The organism is Streptomyces sp. NPDC029466, from assembly GCF_055574515.1.
In genome coordinates this window covers 1-22,594 of the sequence record NZ_JBVHZH010000027.1, presented here as the reverse complement: position 1 = coordinate 22,594, position 22,594 = coordinate 1, and the positions used below count along the sequence as shown (strand labels likewise).

Sequence of the window (22,594 nt, the reverse complement as noted above, 5' to 3'; positions counted from 1 at the left end):
GCGTCACAGGACCTCGACGGGACCGCGCTCACACCCGGGCCGACAACTGCGTGCCAGCGCTGCACATCGAAGCAAGGGGTACGTCACCAAGCCGACCGAAGGTGCGCACGGAGGTCAAGCAACCCCGCGCGAGGAACGCGCGACCTCGACGGCAACCCCCTGGCCGAGGCTCTGACCGGCGCCCTACAAATCGCTCCGGCCGTAAGCCTGCTGGACGGGTGCGCACAGAGGCGCTCGACGTGACTACCCGGCACAGGCGCCGCCGCCATAAAGGTTCCGACAAGAACACCCATGGCCGCCTCCCCGAAAGATCACCCCGCTTCTAGACTCCCATGCCACGGCCCTTCCAACGCCGCATGTTTCCATTCCTTGGAACAGTAGGGGGATACTTATGTCAAAAAGTGAGTCGTTAGTGGATGCGGCGGCACTTTCGAAGCTGGCGAAAAGCTTCGAAACGTACGGTTCGGACCTGGAGAGCTACCTCAAAGAATTCCAGGCAAAGACCGACTCCGAGGTGATTCATGACGGGTTCGGTGTACTCACGGAATCCGAGGAAGTCACGTCCGCCTACATCGAGATGTCTCGCGAAATGGTCGAGTCGCTGCATGCCCTGCGGACACACCTCGACCACATCGGTGAGGGGCTGCGCACGGTCCAGCACAACGCCACAGGGACGGACGAGTCCCTGGCTGCCGGCTTCGACCGGGGACGTCACACATGAGCGGTGATGAGTCCGTAGCAGAGCAAGTCTACGAAGCCGGCCTGGAAATCATCAACCCCGGAGGCGAACCCGACGTTCTGCGCTCGGCCGCCAAAGGCTGGCGGGACCTCCACGATAACCTCCAGACCATGTTCAAGGACATGGACCGCGAGGTGCAGCGGACCTTGGACTCCCACTGGCAGGGCCCCGCAGCGGACGCGTTTGCGGAACACTGGAAGAACCTCGACGCGGCGATGGGCAAAACCTTGCCCCAATTGCCCGCGGCAGCAAAGAGTCTCGATGAGGCCGCAGACGCGATCGAGGAGATCAACAGTCAGATCCACGAGATCTATCTGGAGATCGGTATCTCCATCGGTGTCTCTGTTGGCCTGTCATTCCTGACCATGGGCTTCTCGGCGGCCGCGGGGGCCGCCCGAGCCGCCCAACTGGCGACCAAAGCCGCCAAATTAGCAAAGACCCTCGGCACAATCCTGCGCAAGGTCGGCCAGGCATTCAATACCGTCTCCCGCCTGGCGAAGGAACACCGCTTCCTGAAGAACGTCCTGGTCACCTGGGCGAGCAATACCGGCTCCACGGTCATGGCGAACAGCCTGATGGGCAACGAGACCGACCTCGGCGACGCGGTCTGGCAGGGCGGTCTCTCCTCACTCGCCGGCACCGGACCCGCGCTCGGTATCGGCAAAGTCGTCGGCGGAATGCGGGGAGCCGTGCTCGGCGGAGGCGTCGGTAACGTCGCCGGCGGGCTGGCGGTCGACGGAGCCAGGACCGCACTGGGGGAGAACGTCAGCGGCGGCGAGTTCCTCGGTAACGCCCTCGTCAACAGCGCCACGGGCGCCGCCGGTGGCGCCGCGGTGCATGCCGCGAACACCCACCTCCCACCCGGCCGCGAAGGACCGCATTTCTCGGTCGACGGCATCATCAACGGCACCGTTTACGGCGCCGGCGGGGTGGCCGGGCAGCCGCTGAAGGACGCGCTCACCCATGCCGGGGAAGAATCCAAGGACACGGTCGCCCCGGGTGACCCGGCCAAGAAAAGCGTGAGGGACGTTTTCGGGTGAGGGAACGAGATCGCGCGGTGGCGTCCGCCTCGGCAGTGGCCTGGGCGGGCGTCGCCGCGTTCCTGGTCTGTGTGCTGGCGCGCAAGGTGGCCCCGTATCCGCGCTGGGATCTGCTGGCCTGTCTATCGGTCTCCGGCGGCGCCGTCACGTTGTGGTGGTGGCTGGCGCGGAAACCCGCCGGGAGCACAGAGCCGCGCCGCGCACGCAGCCCGGAACGAGCCGGGCGCACACGGTGGTGGCCGGCGCGGCGTAGCGGCATGGTCGGCCTCGCGCTCTGGGTCCTGTTCATGCCACTGGCCATGCTGGGGTTCTCCGCAGTGGACACCACCCCGAAGCTGACCGAGATCACCCACAGCGGTCCGGCACTGTCCCGGCTCACCGTCAAAGCCGTCCACTCCACGAGCCGGTCCCAGGAGAATCACGGCGGCGTCCACTACAACTCCTCGGTCTCCGTAGCCGTTCCGGGCACCGACGGCACCCGGCTGACCGCTGAGGAGGTCACCACGTCCAAGCCGCCCAGAGAGGGTGACGGGGTCTGGGCCCTGCACTCCCCCCGCAACGCCGCGGCGGGCGCCATCCTGAGTCCGAGCCAGGACGAGCTGCGTTCCCTCAAGGACGGCACGGCATCCGGTCAGGAGATCCTGCTCCTGGCACTCTCCGGTGCCGCCTGCGCGGGCTACGCCGCGCTCGCCCTGCGAGAGGGCACCTCCCTGCGCCACTTCAACGCCGACCTCATCGCGTGCCGGTCCCACATGTTGCGGGTACGCATCACCGGTGCAGGCTCGGGCCTGCACTTCCCGCGCCCCGGACACACCGACGGGTCGAAACGCCACCGCCGGCTCCACCCCACGCTCCGGCTGACCGCCTCCAACGGCGACCGACACCTGTACATCGACCGCTGCCTTGACCCCGTGCCTCTCGCGAAAGTGCTGGAGAGCCAGTCGGGATGGCTGTATTGGAGGCCGAGGCCCGACGGGCAGCCGGGATGGTCGGAGCCTGCCCTGCTCGTCCTCGACGACGGCCGGTTCGTCGTTGGCGCAACGCCCGACGGACCGATTCCGGACCGGCTCGCGGGTGCACCGGCCGGCGAGCCGGTCACCCAGCCGCTCCCCAGCCCGGCACCGACCCGCGCGGCCGGTCCGTACGTCCTGTGGCAGCCCCACGTCCACAAACCGGGCCTGATCGCCTTCGGCGTCGGCTTCCTGTCCGTATGCCTCATCGCCGCCGGGATCGGTTACGGGAACGGGACGGCCTTGGGTGTCTGCTTGGCGACCACCGTGCTCGGGTCGACCGTCGGTCTACTGCTGATCGCCCGTCGGCGCAACGCCTACCTGCGGAGCTTGCGGCGCGCCTGATGGAGGGCGGCCCGGGCCGGTAAGCGACCTCTAGCCCACTTCGCGAAGACCATTTCGCCGAGAAATCCTCATTGCGAGTCCCCGCGTGAGCGAATGTAGCGCCATCCAAAGTAGAGCGCCCCCAGCGCACCCACCACTGCGCCGGCTCCACACACTACCGTCGCCCATAGAGCCATGTCTTGTGTGATCCACAGCAAGCTCACGACGACCAGCGCCATGGAGAACAGGAATCGCTCTCCATGGCCCAGGCCGCGGCGACCTTTCAGTCCCGGATGTTGGTGCACGTGTAGGTAACGCCCTTCATTTTGATATCCCGGTACCCGATAAGGGCGGCGAAGTCGGTGCCGCCGCCACCACCGCCGCCATCCTTTTTCCGGCAGTAGTAACCGAGCGCGTCAAGCTTTCCGAGATCACTCTTCGCCTGGTAGTTCCGATACGACTTCATCATGGCTGCTCGCTTCTGCGCAGGCGTAGCGTTCTTCGCCTTCGTGTACGCATAGCACCCAACGCTGGCGCCGATCCCTACCCACGACGCCCCCTTGGCCAGCGCCTTGGAAAGGCCTGCCGCACCACTGCCAATCCCCAGAACTGCGCAGATTTCATCAGCTCCAGCAGCGCGGGCCTGCGCTTCCGTTACAGCCCGCGCGACTGCTGCACCCCCTGCGCCTTCCACCGAAGCTGCGTTTGCCGTTTGCGCGCCGATGCCGCACATCGCGCTGGTCATCGCGAAGGCAATCACGGCAGAAGTCCCCTTGCTTCGTATACTCACGAAGTCATCCCCCAATATGCTCTATTTTGATCTTGAGAGGGACGCTACCAGCAAGGCCATATAGGCGCAATGGTGAATTTCACCCAGACCAGGGCCCCTCAACGAGGTCAGCCTTGCGGAATCGGGTAGACCTTGCAGAATTCGACATACCGGGCACCCCCGGTCGCGGGCAGCCGTAAAGGCCCCGGTGCCGACACAGCGTCGGGCAACAACAGTCCGGGGGAGGACCGTTGTGTCGAACGAGGTTGCGTCGAGGAAGGTTGCGTCACACCGCATCCGCAGATCCGGGGTGCTCCCCGACCGGCCAGCGGTAGGAAGGGTCCGTAGGGCACTTCCAATAAGGCCAGGCTCCCTCGCTGTCGGAGGCGAGGACCATGGGATGGCGGTGCTTGCCCTGACAAGCCGGCCAGGCGCGGCCGCCCTCGATCAATTGCAGGTTCTCGAGGACGGACGCCTGGGTGTGGAATGCCAGCGTCTTCACGGCCGCGCCGGGCTCGGCGGCCAGCTCGGGCTCGAATTCGAGAGGTCCCAGGCGCGCTCCGGAGACGACCAGGCCCCGCCACTGCTGCGGATCCTCTCCGGGTGGGGCGGTGAAGACCAGTCGCGGCCGCAGACCGCAGACCCGCAGGTCGTGGTCGATCGGGGCGAAGCGGTCTTCAGGCTCCATCGCTGCCAAGACGTGCTCTCTTTCTCATATACCTATGCCGGGCCCGGCGCGTGCCGCCCACCCACGACTCGACCGGCCTACGGCTTGGACTCGGAACGAAGCGGTATCCACCACTGCGCGGGTCACGGACAGACTTCCACGTCCTCTCCGTCACAGGCCCGCCCAGGCAGACGACCTCTCGCCCGCCATCGACGCCTGCACCACCAACCGAGAACGCGCCCGCCTGGTCGCCGAAGCCCTCCGCGCCGGCGGCGCCGCAGCCCTCGCCTGACCAAGGCGTACACCCGCCACACCGACCAACCCGCCGCATGGCCGCTCTCGTCACCGACCCGCGCCAGCAGCTCGCCGAGGTCAAGAAAGCATTCGGTATTGCCATGCCACGCCTCTACCGCACCCGCAACATCATCCTCCACGACGGCGCGACACAAGGCATCGTTCTGGAGGCGTCGCTGCGAACTGCAGCGCCCCTGCTCGGAGCAGGTCTCGACCGCATCGTCCACGCCTCTTATACCGAGGGCCTCAAGCCCCTTGGCCTCGCTGCCCAAGCCGAATTCGCCTTCAACTCGTCGATGGCGAATCGGGACACTCCTCCGTCGACCTTCTCGAACCACCCCGCTGACCCCGGGTTGGGGCCGAGCCTGTAGGAGCTGCAGACACCTTGGGGCGCACTGAGGCTGGTGTCCAGTGTCGTGCGTCTTGTCCCCGCAGTGACCCCTCATGTGCGCAGGCCCAAAGACCAGTTGACGTTGACGGCACAGTGCCCCCGTAGGTCATGCGGCACCAACGTGTATTGGCCAAGTGCGTGCGATGAGACGGATGTAGCCAACAGTGCCAATGATCTGCAGCTGGCGGCGAGCCACCCGGATGCGCCCCCCTGCACAACGTGAGTGTGATCGCTGCAGCGATCACACTCGCCGAAAGGGGTGGTCGGGGACTGAGAGATGCCCGGCGTGAGCTGCATCCCTGACGCTCGGTACAGCTTCTGACATCGAATACATTTGATCACTTATGCGAACAGCTATGGTTTTAGCGCATCTTTGATGCCCGAGTGGCAAAAATGGCCGATATTGACTCAAGAGTTCTATCGCGCCGAGGAATTCGAGATTCCGTTCGATCTCCCGCTGTACGGTGATTTCTGTCCGTGACCACTGATCGCGGTGAGCAATAAAACGGAATCATCGAATCAGCTACAAGGGAGTTACACGTGCTCAGACGCACAAGTGTCGCCATCGCTGCTGTGACCGCACTCGCCGTAAGCGGTGTCGCCATCCAGGGAGCCATGGCCACACCCACCACTCCGCACACACATTCCGCGGAAACATTAGCCAGCGTCGGTACTGCGAAGGATGGTCGCGCCCTGTTCGAAGGCCTTGCCTTCGCGCAGGGACGGGTGGCAGAAGAGCTGGGAAAGAGCGGCAAGTTCGTCGACATCGCTACCCTCCGCACGAAGAACAGCACCCCGGAGCAGCGGAAGGCCGCTGCGTCGCTTCTCGACACCATTCAGAAGCAGCACCCGCAGTTCTTCAGCAGCTTCTCCGCCAAGCTCCGATCCGGAGACCCGCGGAAGGTGGAGAGCGCCGCCACCGAGGCCGCTGGCATTCTGAAGTCCCTCGCGACGAAAAGCTCCGCCGCCGTCGCTGAGGCCGGCACAGGTGCCGGGATGTGCGCCACTGTGGTGCTCGCAATCAACGTGCTCATCGCGGTCAACCTGGGCGGTGTGGGCAACGTGTCGGTCGCCTTGAATGTGCAGGCGTGGAAGGCCGCGGTGACCACGGTCCACTTCTGGACGGCGCCTCCGAGCGGTTCCAGCTCCCTGTCCAGGGACCAGGAGATCGCCCTGCTAACGAAGACTCTGGCTGCCTGAACCAGTCCCGCCAAGGGGTCCTCCCTGCTCGTCAGGGAGGACCCCGGCTCGCTCCGGATTTCACCCTGCGACCGTTCTTCGCGTCACAACGCCCTGAGGATGGGACCCCGAGACTCCCATGCGCATCAAAAAGAGAATTCACATCACAACGGCCAGTGAAGCGTCTCATTCGGCCGCAGTGCCACGGTCATGGGTATCGACTATTGCCGCCCTATGGGTAGTCGTGTCCTTGTACGTGGCTCAGAGCTTCGTTCCCCACAATGTACTTTCCCTGCCCGCGCAGGACACTGCCCGCACCGTGGCGACAGTGGCAGTCCCTCAAGGGTGGGCTTTCTTCACCAAGTCCGCCAAGGACCCCGTGTATGAGCCCTATCGCTCATTCGGGGATTCCTGGAAGTCGATCTCTCTGACTCCGCATTCCAGGGCGTCGAATGCTTTTGGCTTTGATCGCGCCTCGCGCTCCCAGGGCATTGAAGTCGCTCTGATGCTTCACCAGAAAAACGTCAAATGGACCTCTTGCGAGACTTCAAGCACCATTCACGACTGTCTTGAACTCGGAGCAAAGAAGGCAACGAAGGCCACCAACCCTTCACCTTCGCCCACCCTGTGCGGCCACGCCGCTGTGGTGGAGGAACGCCCGGTCCCTTGGGCCTGGCGTGACCTGTCCCCTGAGCGCCACACGCCCGAACGAGTTGCTGTCTGGAGTGTGAAGTGCCCATGAGCAAGGAGTACCGAGTCGCGCTGCCGTGGACCAACGGCTATGGGCTTGCTCGAACTCTCGTCGCGCTGGGAACAGCAGGAACTCTGGCAGCCTCAAGCTCCGAAACGCTGTTCCGCCCCGTGGCCACAGTCGGTGAATACCCACTCTGTAGCTCCACAATGGCTGCGAGCGTCTTCTGCCTCTCGCCGCACAACGCCACCCACCTGTCCTGGATCAAGTGGGCATGCGTCATTATCCTTCTCATCATTGCTTCCGGATTCCTCCCCCGATACACCGCCCTGCCGCACGCCTACATCAACTACAGCGTGTTCTCCGGTATAGCCATCTCCGACGGCGGCGACCAAATCGCCTTGATCCTTTCCATACTGTTCTTACTCCCGGCTTTGGGGGACACTCGGCGGTGGCACTGGCAGCCGCCACCCGGGAAACCTCCCATCACGCGCACCGCGAGAGTATTTGCGCTTGTTGGCATCAGCGGCCTGATAATGCTGCGGCTACAGATGGTCGTCGTCTACCTGCAGGCCGCCATTGCCAAGCTTCCCCACACGGAATGGCAGGACGGAACTGCCATGTGGTACTGGGGAAGCAATCTGGACTTCGGGCCGGCCCCATGGCTCGATTGGCTGGTCGCCCCCATCATTGCCACCCCCATCGGCGTGGCACTGATGACCTGGGTTCCCTTGTGCATCGAGGGATTCCTGGCAGTCTCACTTCTGCTGCCGCAGCGGCTCCGGTGGTGGGCGATGGGCGCAGGACTAGCATTTCACCTGTCAATCGCTCTCATGATGGGACTGTGGAGCTTCGCCCTGGCAATGACAGGCGGCGTCCTCGTTCTCTGCCTCCCTCTGGGGGCAACAATGCGAGTCCGTACCCACACTCGCCCGGAGAGCGAAGAACCCCAACTCCCGGCAGTTGCTAAGGAACCCGTGCCGCCGCTGCAGCACCACTGACGCGAATTGCCACAAGCGAAACCCCGCGGCGGTACCAGCTCAGGCCTGTTCCCCCGTCAGCTGACTGGGGAGGCCCGGAGACACATGGTCTGTGAGCAATCTTCGAGACGTCAAGAAGTCCGAGAGCCTCGGCCTTGCCTCAGTCGGGCATGAGACCAGTCGCTAGGGATCAGCATGGCCCGGCCGCAGAAGCGGACCGGGCCATGCTCACGCCCCGTTCAATGGGGCTCATGATCCTTCATGCACGAGATTGGTAGCTATCCGAGACCAGGGCCAGCAGGTCGTGCTCCTCCAGCCCAATGCCTTGCGCAAGCCCGACGAGCTGACGGCATGTCTCCACCACAAGGGCACGATCACCAGGCGATCGACCGCTGACGACTGCGCCCCGACCGCGGCGCAGTTCGATGAGGTTCTCCTGCTGGAGCAGCTGGTAGCCGCGCAGAACGGTGTGCATGTTGACATTCAGGGTGCCTGCCAGCGCTCGGGCGGCCGGCAGCCGTTCTCCTTTGTGGAGCTTTCTTTCAGCCAGCGCCCGGCGTACCGAGGCGGCGATCTGCTCTGCCAGAGGAACTGACGAGCCGTGATCGATGGTCACCAGCATGTCATTGGCTTCCTGATTTCTGCGGCAGGTAAGAGTTGAGCAGCGCAGCGGCCGATTCGGCGTCGTCGATGGTGATGACGAACTGCGTGCCGTTGGCGAGTGAGAGCCACAAGGCATCCCCGCCACGAAGGGAGATTGCGCTTAGGCCTGGGTTCCACCGATAGCCCCAGCCGCCCACTTCAGTGGCGCGCGTCCACCGTGCTGTCGCTTGCTTGATCCGGTGCAGCGGGAACCGGCGCCGCAGGACAGGCAGTAGTGCCGACGCCACCATGACGCCTCGCTTGTCGACGGTGACCCTGATCGCTCCCGTCACCAGGAAGGCAGCGGCTACGGTCAGCAGCCAGAGGCAGAGGGCGCGGTATTCCGGATTGATGAGGGCGATGGTCAGGAGGCCGATAGCCAGCACGGTGCCGGTGGCCAGCATCCATCCACAGAAGAGGGACCGGCACCAGACGACTACTCGCCCGGTATCGCTCCGGTCTACCCGTTGGTCCTTCACGAACGCCTCCGGCTGAGCACCCAGCCTATGGCGGCGGCAGCCCCACCGACTCCGACCGCGATGACGAACTGGTACGGGGGGAGCGACGTTGCCTGACTTCCGGAAGACCGCGTGCTCGCCTGCATGTCTGCGATGAACCCGTACGCGGTGGCAGCGGCCAGAGCCCAGCAGAGGACAATGAGGGACCGTTGCCCGCCTGTCCTGTTCTTGATGGAGAAGGCAGCTACGAGCAGACCGACGAGCTCGACTACGAAGATCAGGCAGTACTTTGCGAGCGCTGAGCCAGGTGAGCTGAAGCCGTTCGCGGTGCCGTCGGCGGTGAAGTGGGTGGCTATCTTGCTGGGCAGCGCGTCATGAAGCGCTGCGAACGCTAAGGCGACTGCGGCTGCCCCCGCCACGAAGGGGGCAGCCACTAAGAGGGTTCGCCTAACGGCTCCCACCTCGGTTTCGCGCTGTACGGGCATGGCGTACGTCTCCGTTCGTCGTGTTGTTCGCATCAGTCTAGAACAATGCGTCACTCCCTTCAATGCTTTTCACCGGAGAAGTTCCCTCGTCACCCCCTGCGGAACCGGTCACTCCCGCGGCTGATCAAGCCATCCCTTCCCCACTGCTCGATTGCCCGCGTAGGGAGTTGTAGCGTCAATCCGCCCTCCCAGGACTGCCGTTGGTCAGCCAACGCGGAGGAATATGCACCCAACGGAATGATGCCTACATCGCACCTCGACAGCGCTCTTTCGGCACTGATGAGCCAGCCATGCCCTACTCGTCAACGCAATACGAGCCAGACCACTGGAAGGTCAAATGAGAATCAAGCGTGTCGCAATCGCCATCGCAACCTGCACTGTTCTCGGCATAGCCGGAACGTCGACTGCAAGCGCCATTGCCGTAACAGCGCCCCCTTCGTTAAGCAGCCAGAGCAACACGTTAGTTGATCATCCTGAAGACGGCCGCGCCATTTTCAAGGGCCTTTTCCTCAACCAGGGGAGGTACTCGGAGCAGCTCGCTACGAGCGCGGCTGCGACGACCGGGACCGACGCAGGCAAGGGCCAAGAGTTTAACGCGAAGCATGTCGACAAACTGCTCAACAACATCGCAAAAAATGACCCAAACTTCTTCACCGAATTCTCCCGAAAGGCTCATTCCGGGAATCCGCGCCTGGTGAGGCAAGCGATCGAGAGTGCACACGACCAACTGAGCACCGTTCGCAAGCAGTCAGTGGATGACACTGGGAAGGGCACCGGATCCTGCCTTGCACTCGCAGTCTATGCTGCAGTGGTGAAGTGGAAGGTCATGATCTGGGCTCCCCAGTCCGGTGTTGTCGACCCACTGGAAAATGACCAAGCCGTAGCGGAACTGACGCAACGTCTCGCCGCTTCCTGACGCCCAATTCCGCTTCCTATCTCTAGGAATTTTGTCCGAGTACAGGAAGCATTCCGACTTAGTGGCAGCTGGCCCTGAGGACCAGCTTGTTCCGCCATAGCGCAACCGTCCGCGGCGCGCTGTCCAGCCGCACGGAGACCGGGCAGCGCAGCCCGGCGCTTACCGCGGCGCCCCGCGGGAAATTCTGCTAGGTACGGCCCCCGTTGCGGGCGCGCCGGGCGTCGCGCACGGATTCTCCAGCGCGGCCATCAGGTCCACCGACGGCTGCGACTCAAGGGGCGGAGCTGCCGTGCGGCAGCGGCGAGACTGTCAGGGATGGCGCAGATACCCTCGCCGCGGGCCAGGCGCTCGCAGAGGGCATCGTCCTCGTCTTTGGCGGGGGCAGGGAGAAGGTCTGGGTCACCGGCGGCGATCCGGAGGGACGCTGATGGCCGAGTGCCTCAGGCGGGTGGCTATGGACGCTAGCCCAGCGAGCAGTACCTGCCGCGACCGCCGACCGCACTGTGGACACGTTGGTACGGACTATCGCGGACGCGTGGGTGGAAGCCGACCCCCGGCGACTAGAACGCGTCCTGACCAACCTGGTCGCCAACTCCCTACGCCACGGACAAGGACCAAGTCGTGGTGGACGGGGCACGAATCGCGGCATCCCGGCTTTTCCGACGACCTGGTCTCCACGGCCCTCAGCGGTTCCGTACCGGCGCGCAGGGCGAGGGACTCGGACTGGGGTGGACCATCGCGGTGGGCCAGGGCCAAATCCTGGGCGCACACCTCACCTTCACCCGGGGCTCGGTGCGGGGCTCACGATTACACCACTTCGTGAGACGCGCCCTCTTCCGCAGAGACGGCCTCGCCAGGAGAGGGTCGAGCAGGCGATCGAGGGCGACCCGACTCCGGGCAAGACGTGCAGGTGCGCTCGCCAGGATCCGAGCCGGGCTTATCGAGCACATCGGCTCCGTGACGTAGGCCCTCACGTGCAGGACCCGCCGGAGCAGTCCGGCGGGGTTCCTCTCGTCTCACGCGGTATCACAACAGCCCCTATGACGGGGGGCGTGGCTGTGTGCGCCCGACCAGGTGAAACACCTCGCGGGCGGCGTACCGTTGCCGGTCATTGCTCTGCGTCGCGGACCAGGAGTGCGATCTGCACCCGGTTTTCGACCGCCAGCTTGGCGAACAGGTTGCCTGTGTGCGCCTTGACGGTCGCGATGCTGATGTGCAGCCGCTCGGCGATCTCCGGGTTGCCCAACCCGTCCGCGATGGCCCGGGCGGTGTCGAGTTCTCGTTCGGTCAGCGCGGACAGCTGTGTCCGCGCGCCTTCGCGGGACGAGCGGCTAGCCTCGGAGGACTGCGGCCCGGTGGCTGCGGCGATCACTCGTGCCGTGGCCGCCGGGGACAGCACGGGGTTTCCGTCCGCGACTGTCCGCACCGCGTCGAGAATCCGCGCCGGCGGGGTGTCCTTCAGGACGAACCCGAGGGCACCGGCGCGCAGCGCGCCGAGCACCAGATCGTCGGAGTCGAACGTGGTCAGCATGAGCACCCGGGGCGGCGCCGGCCGGGTGAGGAGCTCCCGGGTCGTGCTGAGACCGTCACGGCCGGGCATCCGGATGTCCATCAGCACGACGTCCGGCCGCTGCTCGTCCACCACGGTGATCGCAGCGTCCCCGTCGGCCGCCTCCGCGACGACGGTCAGGTCCGGTTCGCCGTCGACGACGAGTCGTAGCGCCAGCCGTACCAGTTGTTCGTCGTCGACGATGACGACACGCACCGGCTCCCGCTCGCTGTCCACTCAACTTCTCTTTTCGTGGTCATGGTTCGGCCAGGGTAGTTGCGCGGTGAGGACGTACCCGCCGTCGGGTGTCGGGTGGTGGCTGAGTTCTCCGCCGGCGAGGCTGATGCGTTCGGCGAGGCCGAGCAGGCCGAACCCTGATGCCGGCGGTTGAGTGCTCGTCGTGGTGGCCGGGGAGTTGCGGACGCTTACGTGGTTGTGGACGCCTACGTGTAGTTCGTCGCCGGCTGTTCCTTCGACGGTGATGTGTACGGGGGCGCCCGGGGCGTGTTTTGCGGCGTTGGTCAGTCCTTCCTGGATGACCCGGTAGCAGGTTCGTCCCACGATGTCGGACGGTTTTCCCGTCACCGTGGTGGTGAGCGCGACGTCCAGTCCGGAAGTGCGGGCGTCGGCCACCAGCTCCGGGATCCGGTCGAGGGAGGGCTGTGGCGGTTCCGGGCTGCCCGGGTCGGCGCGGAGCACACCGAGGACGTCTCGCAGTTCTTCCAGCGCTTGGTGGGAGCCGTCTGCGATTCCACGGATCAGCGTGCGGTTCTCCTCGGTGGAGAGGTTGCCTCGGTGGTCCAGCACTCCGGCCTGCATGGCGACCAGGGAGATCCGGTGCGCGAGCACGTCGTGCATCTCCCGGGCGATCCGGTTCCGTTCCTGGGCCCGCGCCTGGGCTGCACGCGCGGTCTGTTCCCGTTCCGCGCTCGCTGCCCGCTCTCGCAAGGACCGCACCTCGACGCGGCGGGCGCCGATGGCCACGCCTATGGCCACCGCGATGCCCGCGCTGAGTATCGTGAGTGCGAGTTGGAGCCACGTCGAGCCAGGCGGGATCTTGACCGGATAGAGCACGAGGGTGAATTGCGCAGCGGCCACATAGCCGAGCGCGACAACTCCGATCTCCACCGGACGGCGACGAGTGGAGATCGAGCACAGGGCCAGCAGCGCGGCACCGATGGCGAGGGTCGACGCGCTCGTGGCGAGGGCGACGGCCATGGCGACGGCGAGCGGGAACCGTCGCCGCCACAGGAGCGCCGTCAGGCAGCCGAGAGCCACCAGCGGATCACCGGTGGCGAACCAGGAACATGTGTCGGTCGCGCACCCCCGTGGCAGCGCCGCACTGGTGGAGAACCAGAAGGGAAGGCCCACTGCCGCGACGGCCAGCAGCCGCCATGTCTGCTGCCACCCCCCGAGCCGTGGCGTGACGTCCGTGTTCATCCGGTCATTGTCGCGAAACCGTGCGACCGCTGCACCAGCCCCAGGGACACTCCCACCCTCTCCCAGAGTCGGATCACCACTTCGACTTTGGTCGAAGGTGAGTCGAGCCGCCGGGCCGATGTGCCGGTCACGCCGGGTGAACAGACTCGTATCCGTCACCCGACCGCTTCGGCGCGCGACCTCGTGCGCCCCCTCAGGAGGACACCTGATGCGTAAAAAAAACCTGTCCCTCGCCCTCGCGGCCACCGCAGTCGCGGCGGCCGCGATTTCGGGAGCGTCGGCGATGGCGACGACTTCGGACACGGTGGCGGCCACGCCGGACTCCCTGCGGTGGGGCCCGTGTCCGCAGAAGGCCGCATCGCAGAACGCCGACGCGCCCCCTCCTGAGTGCGCGACGCTCGACGTCCCGCTGGACTACCGCGATCCCGACGGCCGGCAGATCGAGATCGCCGTCTCCCGTCTGGCGAGCAAGGACCCTTCGAAGCGCCGCGGTGTGCTGCTGACCAACCCGGGCGGCCCCGGTGGCTCCGGGCTCGACTACCCGGCCCTCCTCGCCGGCGCCCGGCTGCCGAAGGACGTCCTCGACTCCTACGACGTGATCGGCTTCGACCCGCGTGGCGTCGGCCGCAGCACGCCGGTCACCTGCGATCTGACACCGCAGCAGCAGGCACGCGGCAACTTCCCGCCGTACGCGCACACCGCGGCCGACGTCGCCAAGGAGGCGCCGTACGCGCGGACCATCGCCGAACAGTGCGCCACGTCGCGGACGGCGTGGATGCTGCCGTACACCACCACCGCGAACACCGCACGCGACATGGACCGGATCCGGGCGGCGCTGGGCGAGCCGAAGGCGTCCTTCCTCGGTGCCTCCTACGGCAGCTACCTCGGCGCGGTGTACACGACGCTGTTCCCCGAGCGCAGCGACCGGATCGTGCTCGACAGCAACATGGGCCCCGGCGGCTACGACCTGGACAACTTCCGCTTGCTCGGGCGCGGAATGGAGGACCGGTTCCCGGACTTCGCGGCGTACGCGGCCGCGCACCCCGAGTACGGTCTGGGCACCACACCGAAGCAGGTGACCGCCAAGTTCTACGAGCTCGCGAAGCGGCTGGACGCCAAACCGGTCGGCGGCACCGACGGGACGCTCTTCCGCGGGATGACGTTCGAGCGCCTCTACGTCGAGGGCCTCCTGCCCCAACTGGCCAAGGAATGGCAGGCGTTGGACAAGGGCGAGCCGGTGCCGCCTCCGCCGCCGATCTCGGAGAACTTCTTGGCCAGCCATTTCTACGTGACCTGCGGTGACTCGCGTTGGCCCGGCAAGGTCCGGGACTACCAACGCAATGCCGCGATCGACCGGCTGAAGTACCCGATGCTGGGCGGGACCACCGGAAACATCAAGCCCTGCGCGTACTGGCCGGACAACCGGGTCGAGCCGCCGGTGCAGATCGGTGACCGCGGCCCGTCGAACGTACTGATGGTGCAGAACGAACGCGACCCGGGGACACCCCTGGCCGGCGCCATGAAGCTACGGCAGTCATTCGGCGACCGGGCCACGATGGTGACCGCCGACCAGGGCGGGCACGGCGTCTACCCGTTCGGCCGCAACACCTGCGCGAACAACACGGTCACAGCGTTCCTGACCAACGGACAGCGCCCGGCCAAGGACCTCGCCTGCGCGGCGAAGCCGAACAAGTAACGGGAGCGGACACATGATCAAGGAGTGGCGGCACCGTCGTGCCGTACAGCGAGTCATGCCCGGGGACGGGCGAGAGCTGAAGCGTTTCCGCTGGTGGCAGTTGCCCTTCCGTGCGCTGTTCCATCTGCGGCTGACGGACGACGACGGCCACAAGAGGGTCTACGCCGTCGACGTCAGGCACTGGCAGAACCAGTCGTCCGGCAACGTCAAGGCCCACCTGTATCTCGACGGCAGGCTGCATGCCGTGTCCAAGCTCCCTGCCGTCTTCCCCGTCCCGGGCGGCACCGTCGAGGTGAAGATGAGCGGATTCGGCCTCAAGCGCTGCCACTACGTCACCGACGAAGGCCGCGAGCTCCAGCTGGTCCCGGACCCCGACTCCGCCGAGGGACGCCGGGCGCGCCTCGACCGCGCGCGCCCCGCGCTGAGCCGCACCATCGGTCTCCTCTCGCTGTGCGTGCTCGTCGCCGCCCTGGCCGTCCTCGTCCCACAACTTGCCGAACAGCTCACCAAGTTCGAGGTCATCGCCCAGCACACCGGGACCTTCACCTCGCCCGTCGACGTGCCGAAGTGGGTCAACATCGCGATCGGCTTCGCCACCTTGGCGGCCAGCACAGAACGGGCACTGCGACTGCGCCACAGCCACCTGTTGGACAGCGCAGCAGGCTGATCCGCCCAACCACCCGAGGCATCGCAGCCGCGCCGGCGACACCCCCCCGCCGCAGGCGAGCGACATCCACCCCCACACCGCAACGCCCCAACAGCCCCGGACACCACCCCCGCTGGCGACTCTGGACGGACAGTCCGTGACCTCCTCGCTGCCTGGCGAAACAACGGCTGCTCCTGCCTAGCCCAGCGGTTCCAGAAAGCCATCGATGACGGCGACCTGCCTCCGCAGGCAGATCCAGCGCTCCTGGCCCGCTAGGTCACCACCCTGGCCTTCGGCATCGCCGTGCAAGCCGCGAGCGGTATCAGCCGTGCAGAACTCCAGGCGATGGCTGACGCCGCGCTAGGCAACTGGCCACTCTGCTGAGAACCGCCTGGCATCGGAGACGGAACACCTCCCCAGCCGGCGCCTGCCGGGTGCGGAACCTTCATGCAGGACCCCTGAAGATCACCCGACCAGGCACCCCGTTCGCAGCACGGTCTCCTCTCCCTGGCGGACCGTGGTGCCGACCCGTTCGAGTTCGTCTCGGACGGTCGGCGCCTCGGCCGCCCTGTAGTTCCACTCGGCCACCATGCGGTTGCGCTGCCCCCACATCGGGTTGAAGCCGGTCCGCTCCGGACCGAAGATCCCGGTGAGTTACCGTCCCGCCGACGACGGCCACACTGGATCGCTAGGCCCAATGCCAGTGACTTTGCGCGCCGTTGGCGGATCTGACGTGCGAAACCGTCGTGCCCCTGCGGTGTCCCCGTACGTATGCGTTACGCGCCGGGCTTGCGGACGAACTCCAACTTCTGCGCCGCATGGCCCATGGACAGGATGCCGGAGTCGGCGAGGGCGTACCCACGTGCGCCGGTGGGAGCCAGGCCGCAGGGGTGCGCCGACCCGCGCCGGTAGAACGGCCTGGAGATGAGACCGGTGTCGTTCACGAACACCAGGACCTCTTTCCAAGCGCAGCGTTTCCGATGGGAGTTGTCCCAGCCCTCGACGAAGGTATCGCCGGTCTTCGCCTGCTTGATGGTGACCTGGGCCGTCGGGTGGTCCTCCTCGCCCTTGGGCACCCACTGCCCCAGGTACTTCTTGGGCACGGGCGCCTTGCCGGCCCTGGCCTTGAAAAGGACGGCCTTGTACTGGCCGTTGTCGGTGGCAAAGTCGAGGTTGCCGTCCTTACGGGTCTTCAGTGTGTACGACGGAAGGAACTTGCACGTGCCGCCACCGAAGGCGTTCTCGCTACGGGCGTCCCCCAGGGAAACCGAGCCCCTGGACGCCTTCTTCGGTTCCTTGTTCACCACGCAGAGCGAGGTGCCGGTCAGGAAGAAGGACCTGGCGACCGTGCGGTGCTGCTCGTCCTTCTTGAACTCGACACGTACGCGGGTGTCGCTCAACGGCACGCCCTCCCACCCCCCGAGGAAATCCTTCGGCACGGCCACCGCCGCCGGGGTGGCCTCCGCGCTGCCGTTCGCACCACCGTTCGTGCCGCCGCTCCCACCGGGGTCCGCGCCGTTGCCGTCCCAGGAGTTCACCGCGATCGGCACGCCGATGGAGAGAACCAGTACTCCGACGACAGTGCCAAGGAATCGGGCCCATTTGAACTGTGACTGCGTGGGCGGGGCACTCGGCGGTGTCGGGCGGCCGCCGGGCGTTGGGGTGCTTTCCGAAACAACCACCGGTACGTCGGGCTGTACCTTCTTATGCGCATCCACCGGAATGTCCGGCTGCATGTCCGCCCCCGCATCCAGTGGAGCCTTCACCGGCACGTCCGGCTGCGTAACCACAGGCACACCCGACGTACGTCCCTGCGGATCCAGATCCAGCAACCACGCCGCATGCCTTCCCAGTTGCTCAAGCACCTCTCCCGGCAGCCACGGCCGCACCTGCCCGGCTGCGGTGCGGGTCACAAGCTCCCTAGGCGTGGGCCGTTCGTCGGGCGCTTTCTCCAGGCACTGGCGTACGAGCCCGAGCACATCCTCCGGCACGCCCTCCAGGTCCGGCTCCTCCTCGGCCACCGCGAACAACTGCGCGTGCAGCCCGCCGGAGTGGCCGGCGAACGGAAGCCGCCCGGTCGCCGCGTACGCGAGGACGGAACCGAGGCTGAACACGTCGCTCTGCGGGCCGACTTCGAGCCCCCGCGCCTGCTCGGGCGACATGAAGCCGGGCGAGCCGATGACAACGCCGGTGCGGGTACGTAAGTCGTTGCCGGAAACAACGTGCAGGGCGCGGGCGATGCCGAAGTCGATGACGCGGGGGCCGTCGACGGTGACCAGGATATTGGACGGCTTCAGGTCCCGGTGCACGAGACCTGCGTCGTGGATGGCCCCCAGGGCGAGCGCGAGCCGGTTCGCGAGGGTGCGCAGCGAGCGCTCGGGCAGCGGGCCGTAGTCGTCGGCGACAACGGTCTGGAGGTCGGGACCCGGTACGTAGCCGGTGGCGACCCAGGGTGTCGCGGCACTCGTGTCGAAGTCCAGGACCGGCGCGGTCCAGTCACCGCCCACCCGCCGCGCTGCGTCGACCTCCCGCGCGAACCGCTGCTGGAAGTCCTCCTGCCTGGCGAACTCGGCACGCACAACCTTCACGGCGACGGTCCGACCCCCTTCGGACCGCGCGAGGTACACCCGGCCCATACCCCCTTCTCCGAGCACCCCGAGAAGTCGATAGGGCCCTATCTCACGCGGATCATCCGGGCTCAGAAGCTTCATGCAACGACGATACCCAGGGGAAGATGGGCAGGGTGAACGCGATTCACTTGCTGTGCTTGGTATTGGGCTGGTTCCTGACTCGAAACCCGCCCTGTTGGACGAGTCGTGGCGGACGCCCCCGAGCCAGCTCATCCGCGGGTACACCTTCGAAGCGGTGGAGGCAAGGCGGTGACCGGCAAGCGGCCGACTACGGTATCTGTCCGCAGGGAAGTACGGCCGTGGTTGATCCGCGCCCGCGTCCGACGGCCCTCACGTAGCCGGCCCCGCGCGCCTCCAGTGCGGCGCGAGGCTGCGGGTCCTGTCCGTAGGCTTCTTCGCCGGTCACCCACGGTGCCTCCACCCCGGAGTCCAGCGCGGTGGCGACATCTGCCAGGCCAGACGGGGTTGAGTCGCACATTGCACCGCCCGGGTATCCCCGCGGCCACGCGGCGCTCGGCATCGGTGCACCAGGAGTGTTCGGGGAGACGGAGCCGCCGGTCGATCAGGGCCGGTCCCCAGCTGGTGGCGTAGGCGAGGAAAACACCGACCTGGGAGTTCTCGCTACGTCCCGGGGCCCGCCCGTCTATGACTGGGTGCGGTCAGACTCCCGGTCAATATCGTCTTCGACCCCGATCCGCCCGCACACGAGCAGTGGGTGCTGGCCCGCCGCAGCCTCAAGAGCCCGGATGAGACCGTGTCCCGCGCACCATCACGGATGCCCAGGTGGAGGACGTGGTGGTGCGCACCCTGGAAGAGACCCCGCAAGGGGCGACGCACTGGTCGAAGCGGGAACTGGCTCGGCAGGTGGGGATCTCGCCCACGAGCGTGCTGCGGATCTGGCGGGCGTTCGGCCTCCAGCCGTGGCGGACGGAGGTTTTCAAGATCTCCCCGGACCCGCTGCTGATCGACAAGATCCGGGACGTGGTCGGTCTCTACCTGGCTCCGCCGACGAACGCGGCAGTGTTCGCGGTGGACGAGAAACCGCAGATCCAGGCACTTGAGCGGACCGCTCCGGTGCTGCCGATGTTGCCTGGAGTGCCCGAACGGCGCAGCTTCGACTACGTCCGGCACGGCACCATCGACTTGTTCGCGGCGCTGAACACCGCGACAGGGAAAGTGATCGGAAAGCTCTCGGCCCAGCACCGGGCCGTGGACTTCCGCGACTTCCTCGACGAGATCGACCGCCAGACCGAGCCCGGTCTGGCGGTCCATGTCATCTGCGACAACCTCCGCACCCACAAAGCGCCCGTAGTGCACAAGTGGCTGTTGAGACATCCCCGCTTCGAGCTGCACTTCACACCCACGTACTCATCCTGGATCCACCAGGTCGAGCGGTGGTTCGCCGAACTGCAACGGCGCTGCCTCGAACGCGGCGTGTTCTGCTCACTGGACGAGCTGACAGCCACACTTGAGGACTGGATCAAGAAAGCCCCGAACCGCAGGGCGGCGGACTCCATGTTGCAGGCGTCTTCCTCTGGTCTGCTTGATGATCTAAGGCCTGTCGTTCGGGCTCCCGCTGTGTCCTGGGCGCTGGGCGAGAGCCGTGCGCTGGGCCGGAGTGAGCCTGCCGTGCTGGGCTGTGACCAGGTGGGCGCCGGAGGAGGTGCGCTGAAGTGCCAGTGGTCCGCAGACTTCCGCCTGGTGCTCGGCGACTTGCACAGCAGCGGCGGCGCGCGCCTTTGGCCAGCCGAGGGCGGCGGCGAGTTCGCTGGTGGTGAGGGGCCGGGCCGCGTGGAGGAGGGCGGCGATTACGGTAATCGCGTCCTCGGGGGGCACGGTGGTCGACGGGCCGGTCATGTCCCGGTGGACTCCGACGAAGAATGTGTGCATGGCCTGGAGCCGTGCGCCTGCGGGGGTGCTGGGCCCGAACAGGTTGGCACCCTCCTGGGCGGTCTCGGCCCACACCGCGTTCTGGTGGGCACTGGTCAGCCAGGCGCGGAGCCAGACGTCGTCATCGATGACGTGGTGTGCGCGGCGTCGGCCGGGCTCGTACGTGCGTGTGAGGACATCGAGCCCTTCGAGGTATCCCACGGCCTTGGACACCGAGGCCGGGCTGACCCGCAGCCGTTGGGCGAGTTCCGCAGCAGTTCGCGTACCAGAGGGGGTAGTTACCAGGCAGGCCAGCACCCTGGCGGCCGTGCGGGGCAGACCGGTCGCGATCATCATCGTCGCGAATCTGTCCACGTAGGCGTGGACGGCGGCGGGGTCCCGCCCGTGCGTGGCCTCGGCGTCGGTGGCCGGTGGCGTCGCGGGCCGAGGTGCCCGGTTGCGTCGCTGCCAGGCGCTGGCCCGGTCGGCGTGTTCCGCGCGGTAGCCGCCCGGCCCGCCGTTGCGGGCAACCTCCCTGCTGACGGTCGAAGTCGGCCGTCCCAGTCGTCGGGCGATCACGGCGTACGGCAAGTCCTCGGCCAGTCCCGCCTCGATGTCCCTGCGGTCCTCCGCAGTGAGTCTCCCGCCGCCCATATCCGCCCTCCCACCGTGGGCACCGCGAGCCGGCCGGACGTGACCGACTCCGCACACCCCCGTGCGTTGCGTTAGCCGTCACCGGCAACGCTACAAGATCCAGGAAACTCCCCGATTCCCGGAGATTCCAACGCTTGCACCGCTTCCGCGGATACATGTGCACCGTAGCTTTCAGGTGTCGCGAAAAGATGAAACCAAGGGGTTCACATGGAAGATGCCACGTCCGCAGCGCACGTCACCCGCAGGAACCACGACGCCGCCCAGCGTGTGCTCGACCAAGCGGTGCGGGAAGGAGGAGTGCCAGGAATTCTTGCTCAGGTCCAAGACGGCGGCGGGCACTGGTTCGGCACGGCGGGGGTCGCCGACACACGGACACCTCGGGCGCGCGGGCACGAGGACCGGTTCCGGATCGGCAGCATCACCAAGACCTTCACCGCCACAGTGATCCTGCAACTCGTGACCGAGGGCCAACTGGCCCTGGAGGACACGGTGGAGCGATGGCTGCCGGGCGTGCTCACCGGAAACGGGCACGACGGCAACACGATCACTGTCCGACGGCTCCTCAACCACACCAGCGGAGTCTTCAGCCACACCAGCGACCAGCCGGCACTGAGCAAGCAGGAAAGTTACACGCCCGAAGAACTCGTGGAGATCGCCATGTCGCATCCGGCCGACTTCCCGGCGGGGACGGGCTGGGCGTACTCCAATACCAACTACATTCTCGCCGGGATGATCGTTGAGCAGGTGACCGGCCGGATGCTCGCCGAGGAGATCACTGCCCGTCTCGCCCGCCCGCTCGGTCTGACGGGAACCTCCCTGCCGCTCGGCGCCGACCCGGTGCTCTCCGGGCCTCATTCGAGCCACTACACCAGATTGTTCTCCCCCGATCCGGACGCCACGGTCTACAACGTCACAGAACTGGAGACGAGTCCATACTGGGCGGCGGGCGGCATGATCTCTACTGTCGCCGACCTCAACCGGTTCTTCGCAGCACTGCTCGGAGGGCGCCTCCTCCGGCCGGAACAACAGCGCGAGATGTTCACCATGGTCCCGACGGAAAGCTGGCTTCCGGGTGCCACCTACGGTCTCGGCGTTTCCCGCCTGACCCTGCCTTCCGGCACGGAGGTCTGGGGCATGGGCGGCGCACTCTTCGGCTCCTGGTCGTACGTCTACGGCACACGTGATGGCACACACATGCTCGCAGTGAACGTCAACGCCGACTGGGCAGCGGGACGTTGGGAGGACCCCATCGGCATCTTCACCGACCTCCTGGAGGCCGAGTTCAGCCGCAGAGCCGACTCGGGCACCGCACGAGGCAATCGGGCTCTCTTGTTTGGATCACCATCCTCAGAGTCGAACTGATCCAAACGAAACTGCCTAGGAGTTGTCTTCAAATGTCACGCCCACATCAGAAGCGATGCGAGGGTGACGGCGGCTTGGTAGGACTCGGCGGTCTTGTCGTAGCGGGTGGCGATGCCGCGCCATTGCTTCAAGCGGTTGAAGCAGCGTTCGACCACGTTGCGGT

22 protein-coding genes and 2 pseudogenes are annotated in these 22,594 nt (G+C 66.3%); 13 read left to right on the top strand and 11 right to left on the bottom strand.

The window, feature by feature from the left end; all coding sequences use genetic code 11:
* The first annotated feature begins 412 nt into the window (after window positions 1–412).
* From ACZ4XD_RS21055 to ACZ4XD_RS21045, 3 genes are read left to right on the top strand one after another with little or no spacing between them, the layout of a single operon-like run.
* Window positions 413–721, top strand: a complete 309-nt coding sequence (locus tag ACZ4XD_RS21055; protein WP_468044158.1) for a hypothetical protein — start codon at window positions 413–415, stop codon at window positions 719–721.
* Complete coding sequence (locus ACZ4XD_RS21050) at window positions 718–1,779, top strand: WXG100 family type VII secretion target (RefSeq protein WP_468044156.1); 1,062 nt, start codon at window positions 718–720, stop codon at window positions 1,777–1,779. The genes ACZ4XD_RS21055 and ACZ4XD_RS21050 overlap by 4 nt, the downstream gene beginning before the upstream one ends.
* Window positions 1,776–3,134, top strand: a complete 1,359-nt coding sequence (locus tag ACZ4XD_RS21045; protein WP_468044154.1) for a hypothetical protein — start codon at window positions 1,776–1,778, stop codon at window positions 3,132–3,134. The genes ACZ4XD_RS21050 and ACZ4XD_RS21045 overlap by 4 nt, the downstream gene beginning before the upstream one ends.
* Before the next feature lie 262 nt (window positions 3,135–3,396).
* On the opposite strand, the gene ACZ4XD_RS21040 is transcribed toward ACZ4XD_RS21045, so the two are convergent.
* On the bottom strand, window positions 3,397–3,873 hold the full coding sequence (locus ACZ4XD_RS21040; protein ID WP_468044152.1) for a hypothetical protein: 477 nt from the start codon (window positions 3,871–3,873) through the stop codon (window positions 3,397–3,399).
* 295 nt (window positions 3,874–4,168) lie between these two features.
* Window positions 4,169–4,579, bottom strand: a complete 411-nt coding sequence (locus ACZ4XD_RS21035) for a hypothetical protein (RefSeq protein ID WP_468044150.1) — start codon at window positions 4,577–4,579, stop codon at window positions 4,169–4,171.
* A gap of 299 nt (window positions 4,580–4,878) precedes the next feature.
* Between ACZ4XD_RS21035 and ACZ4XD_RS21030 the strand changes: the two genes are divergently transcribed.
* The 4 genes from ACZ4XD_RS21030 (at window position 4,879) to ACZ4XD_RS21015 (ending at window position 8,105) form a co-directional block, all read left to right on the top strand.
* Entirely contained in the window at window positions 4,879–5,214 is a 336-nt protein-coding gene (locus ACZ4XD_RS21030; protein ID WP_468044148.1) for a hypothetical protein, read from the top strand.
* A 635-nt stretch (window positions 5,215–5,849) separates the two neighbouring features.
* On the top strand, window positions 5,850–6,434 hold the full coding sequence (locus ACZ4XD_RS21025; protein ID WP_468044146.1) for a sporulation delaying protein family toxin: 585 nt from the start codon (window positions 5,850–5,852) through the stop codon (window positions 6,432–6,434).
* Window positions 6,435–6,552: 118 nt separating this feature from the next.
* Window positions 6,553–7,155: an SdpA family antimicrobial peptide system protein gene (locus ACZ4XD_RS21020; protein WP_468044144.1), complete on the top strand. Its 603-nt coding sequence runs from the start codon at window positions 6,553–6,555 to the stop codon at window positions 7,153–7,155.
* A complete protein-coding gene (locus ACZ4XD_RS21015) occupies window positions 7,152–8,105 on the top strand; it encodes a sporulation-delaying protein SdpB family protein (RefSeq protein ID WP_468044142.1) in 954 nt (317 codons plus the stop codon). The genes ACZ4XD_RS21020 and ACZ4XD_RS21015 overlap by 4 nt, the downstream gene beginning before the upstream one ends.
* Before the next feature lie 238 nt (window positions 8,106–8,343).
* Here the strand turns inward: ACZ4XD_RS21015 and ACZ4XD_RS21010 are convergent, their stop codons facing one another.
* The 3 genes from ACZ4XD_RS21010 to ACZ4XD_RS21000 all read right to left on the bottom strand — a co-directional run bounded on the left by ACZ4XD_RS21010 (window position 8,344) and on the right by ACZ4XD_RS21000 (window position 9,669).
* Window positions 8,344–8,706 carry a GntR family transcriptional regulator gene (locus tag ACZ4XD_RS21010; RefSeq protein ID WP_468044140.1) on the bottom strand — a complete coding sequence of 121 codons (363 nt, stop codon included), beginning with the start codon at window positions 8,704–8,706 and terminating at the stop codon, window positions 8,344–8,346.
* Between the two features lies 1 nt (window position 8,707).
* Complete coding sequence (locus ACZ4XD_RS21005) at window positions 8,708–9,130, bottom strand: hypothetical protein (RefSeq protein ID WP_468044138.1); 423 nt, start codon at window positions 9,128–9,130, stop codon at window positions 8,708–8,710.
* Window positions 9,131–9,201: 71 nt separating this feature from the next.
* Entirely contained in the window at window positions 9,202–9,669 is a 468-nt protein-coding gene (locus ACZ4XD_RS21000) for a DUF1648 domain-containing protein (RefSeq protein WP_468044136.1), read from the bottom strand.
* A gap of 337 nt (window positions 9,670–10,006) precedes the next feature.
* Between ACZ4XD_RS21000 and ACZ4XD_RS20995 the strand changes: the two genes are divergently transcribed.
* Complete coding sequence (locus ACZ4XD_RS20995; RefSeq protein WP_468044134.1) at window positions 10,007–10,585, top strand: hypothetical protein; 579 nt, start codon at window positions 10,007–10,009, stop codon at window positions 10,583–10,585.
* Between the two features lie 1,108 nt (window positions 10,586–11,693).
* Here ACZ4XD_RS20995 and ACZ4XD_RS20990 read toward each other — a convergent pair.
* Together ACZ4XD_RS20990 and ACZ4XD_RS20985 are read right to left on the bottom strand one after the other, a co-directional pair.
* Window positions 11,694–12,371: a response regulator transcription factor gene (locus tag ACZ4XD_RS20990; RefSeq protein WP_468044132.1), complete on the bottom strand. Its 678-nt coding sequence runs from the start codon at window positions 12,369–12,371 to the stop codon at window positions 11,694–11,696.
* Window positions 12,372–13,574 (bottom strand): sensor histidine kinase, encoded by a 1,203-nt coding sequence (locus tag ACZ4XD_RS20985; RefSeq protein ID WP_468044130.1) that lies wholly within the window; start codon window positions 13,572–13,574, stop codon window positions 12,372–12,374.
* A gap of 208 nt (window positions 13,575–13,782) precedes the next feature.
* On the opposite strand from ACZ4XD_RS20985, the gene ACZ4XD_RS20980 reads away from it, so the two are divergent.
* Both ACZ4XD_RS20980 and ACZ4XD_RS20975 read left to right on the top strand, forming a co-directional pair.
* The gene (locus ACZ4XD_RS20980; protein WP_468044128.1) at window positions 13,783–15,270 is read left to right on the top strand and encodes an alpha/beta hydrolase; all 1,488 of its coding nucleotides are present in this window, start codon (window positions 13,783–13,785) and stop codon (window positions 15,268–15,270) included.
* A gap of 13 nt (window positions 15,271–15,283) precedes the next feature.
* Window positions 15,284–15,937 (top strand): hypothetical protein, encoded by a 654-nt coding sequence (locus ACZ4XD_RS20975; RefSeq protein WP_468044126.1) that lies wholly within the window; start codon window positions 15,284–15,286, stop codon window positions 15,935–15,937.
* 755 nt (window positions 15,938–16,692) lie between these two features.
* On the opposite strand, the gene ACZ4XD_RS20970 is transcribed toward ACZ4XD_RS20975, so the two are convergent.
* Both ACZ4XD_RS20970 and ACZ4XD_RS20965 read right to left on the bottom strand, forming a co-directional pair.
* Window positions 16,693–18,627 carry a serine/threonine-protein kinase gene (locus tag ACZ4XD_RS20970; protein WP_468044124.1) on the bottom strand — a complete coding sequence of 645 codons (1,935 nt, stop codon included), beginning with the start codon at window positions 18,625–18,627 and terminating at the stop codon, window positions 16,693–16,695.
* 128 nt (window positions 18,628–18,755) lie between these two features.
* Window positions 18,756–19,193, bottom strand: coding sequence for a transposase (locus ACZ4XD_RS20965; protein ID WP_468044304.1), 438 nt, complete (start codon window positions 19,191–19,193; stop codon window positions 18,756–18,758).
* On the opposite strand from ACZ4XD_RS20965, the pseudogene ACZ4XD_RS20960 reads away from it, so the two are divergent.
* Both ACZ4XD_RS20960 and ACZ4XD_RS20955 read left to right on the top strand, forming a co-directional pair.
* Window positions 19,173–19,297 (top strand): annotated as a pseudogene (locus ACZ4XD_RS20960) (IS701 family transposase); the annotation flags it as partial. The gene ACZ4XD_RS20965 and the pseudogene ACZ4XD_RS20960 overlap by 21 nt on opposite strands.
* Window positions 19,298–19,314: 17 nt before the next feature.
* Window positions 19,315–20,022, top strand: a pseudogene (locus ACZ4XD_RS20955) (IS630 family transposase); the annotation flags it as partial.
* A gap of 75 nt (window positions 20,023–20,097) precedes the next feature.
* Here ACZ4XD_RS20955 and ACZ4XD_RS20950 read toward each other — a convergent pair.
* On the bottom strand, window positions 20,098–21,069 hold the full coding sequence (locus ACZ4XD_RS20950; RefSeq protein WP_468044122.1) for a GbsR/MarR family transcriptional regulator: 972 nt from the start codon (window positions 21,067–21,069) through the stop codon (window positions 20,098–20,100).
* A 207-nt stretch (window positions 21,070–21,276) separates the two neighbouring features.
* Between ACZ4XD_RS20950 and ACZ4XD_RS20945 the strand changes: the two genes are divergently transcribed.
* Window positions 21,277–22,431, top strand: coding sequence for a serine hydrolase domain-containing protein (locus tag ACZ4XD_RS20945; protein WP_468044120.1), 1,155 nt, complete (start codon window positions 21,277–21,279; stop codon window positions 22,429–22,431).
* Window positions 22,432–22,466: 35 nt separating this feature from the next.
* On the opposite strand, the gene ACZ4XD_RS20940 is transcribed toward ACZ4XD_RS20945, so the two are convergent.
* Window positions 22,467–22,594, bottom strand: a 128-nt coding sequence (locus ACZ4XD_RS20940; RefSeq protein ID WP_388154063.1) for a transposase, incomplete at its 5' end; no start/stop codon positions are given.

Coding starts and splice junctions, on each gene's coding strand:
- ACZ4XD_RS21050 (WP_468044156.1), top strand. CDS start 718: ATGAGCGGTGATGAGTCCGTAGCAGAGCAAGTCTACGAAGCCGGCCTG.
- ACZ4XD_RS21030 (WP_468044148.1), top strand. CDS start 4,879: ATGGCCGCTCTCGTCACCGACCCGCGCCAGCAGCTCGCCGAGGTCAAG.
- ACZ4XD_RS21025 (WP_468044146.1), top strand. CDS start 5,850: ATGGCCACACCCACCACTCCGCACACACATTCCGCGGAAACATTAGCC.
- ACZ4XD_RS21020 (WP_468044144.1), top strand. CDS start 6,553: ATGCGCATCAAAAAGAGAATTCACATCACAACGGCCAGTGAAGCGTCT.
- ACZ4XD_RS21015 (WP_468044142.1), top strand. CDS start 7,152: ATGAGCAAGGAGTACCGAGTCGCGCTGCCGTGGACCAACGGCTATGGG.
- ACZ4XD_RS21010 (WP_468044140.1), bottom strand. CDS start 8,706: ATGCTGGTGACCATCGATCACGGCTCGTCAGTTCCTCTGGCAGAGCAG.
- ACZ4XD_RS21005 (WP_468044138.1), bottom strand. CDS start 9,130: ATGCTGGCCACCGGCACCGTGCTGGCTATCGGCCTCCTGACCATCGCC.
- ACZ4XD_RS21000 (WP_468044136.1), bottom strand. CDS start 9,669: ATGCCCGTACAGCGCGAAACCGAGGTGGGAGCCGTTAGGCGAACCCTC.
- ACZ4XD_RS20995 (WP_468044134.1), top strand. CDS start 10,007: ATGAGAATCAAGCGTGTCGCAATCGCCATCGCAACCTGCACTGTTCTC.
- ACZ4XD_RS20985 (WP_468044130.1), bottom strand. CDS start 13,574: ATGAACACGGACGTCACGCCACGGCTCGGGGGGTGGCAGCAGACATGG.
- ACZ4XD_RS20980 (WP_468044128.1), top strand. CDS start 13,783: ATGCGTAAAAAAAACCTGTCCCTCGCCCTCGCGGCCACCGCAGTCGCG.
- ACZ4XD_RS20975 (WP_468044126.1), top strand. CDS start 15,284: ATGATCAAGGAGTGGCGGCACCGTCGTGCCGTACAGCGAGTCATGCCC.
- ACZ4XD_RS20970 (WP_468044124.1), bottom strand. CDS start 18,627: ATGAAGCTTCTGAGCCCGGATGATCCGCGTGAGATAGGGCCCTATCGA.
- ACZ4XD_RS20950 (WP_468044122.1), bottom strand. CDS start 21,069: ATGGGCGGCGGGAGACTCACTGCGGAGGACCGCAGGGACATCGAGGCG.
- ACZ4XD_RS20945 (WP_468044120.1), top strand. CDS start 21,277: ATGGAAGATGCCACGTCCGCAGCGCACGTCACCCGCAGGAACCACGAC.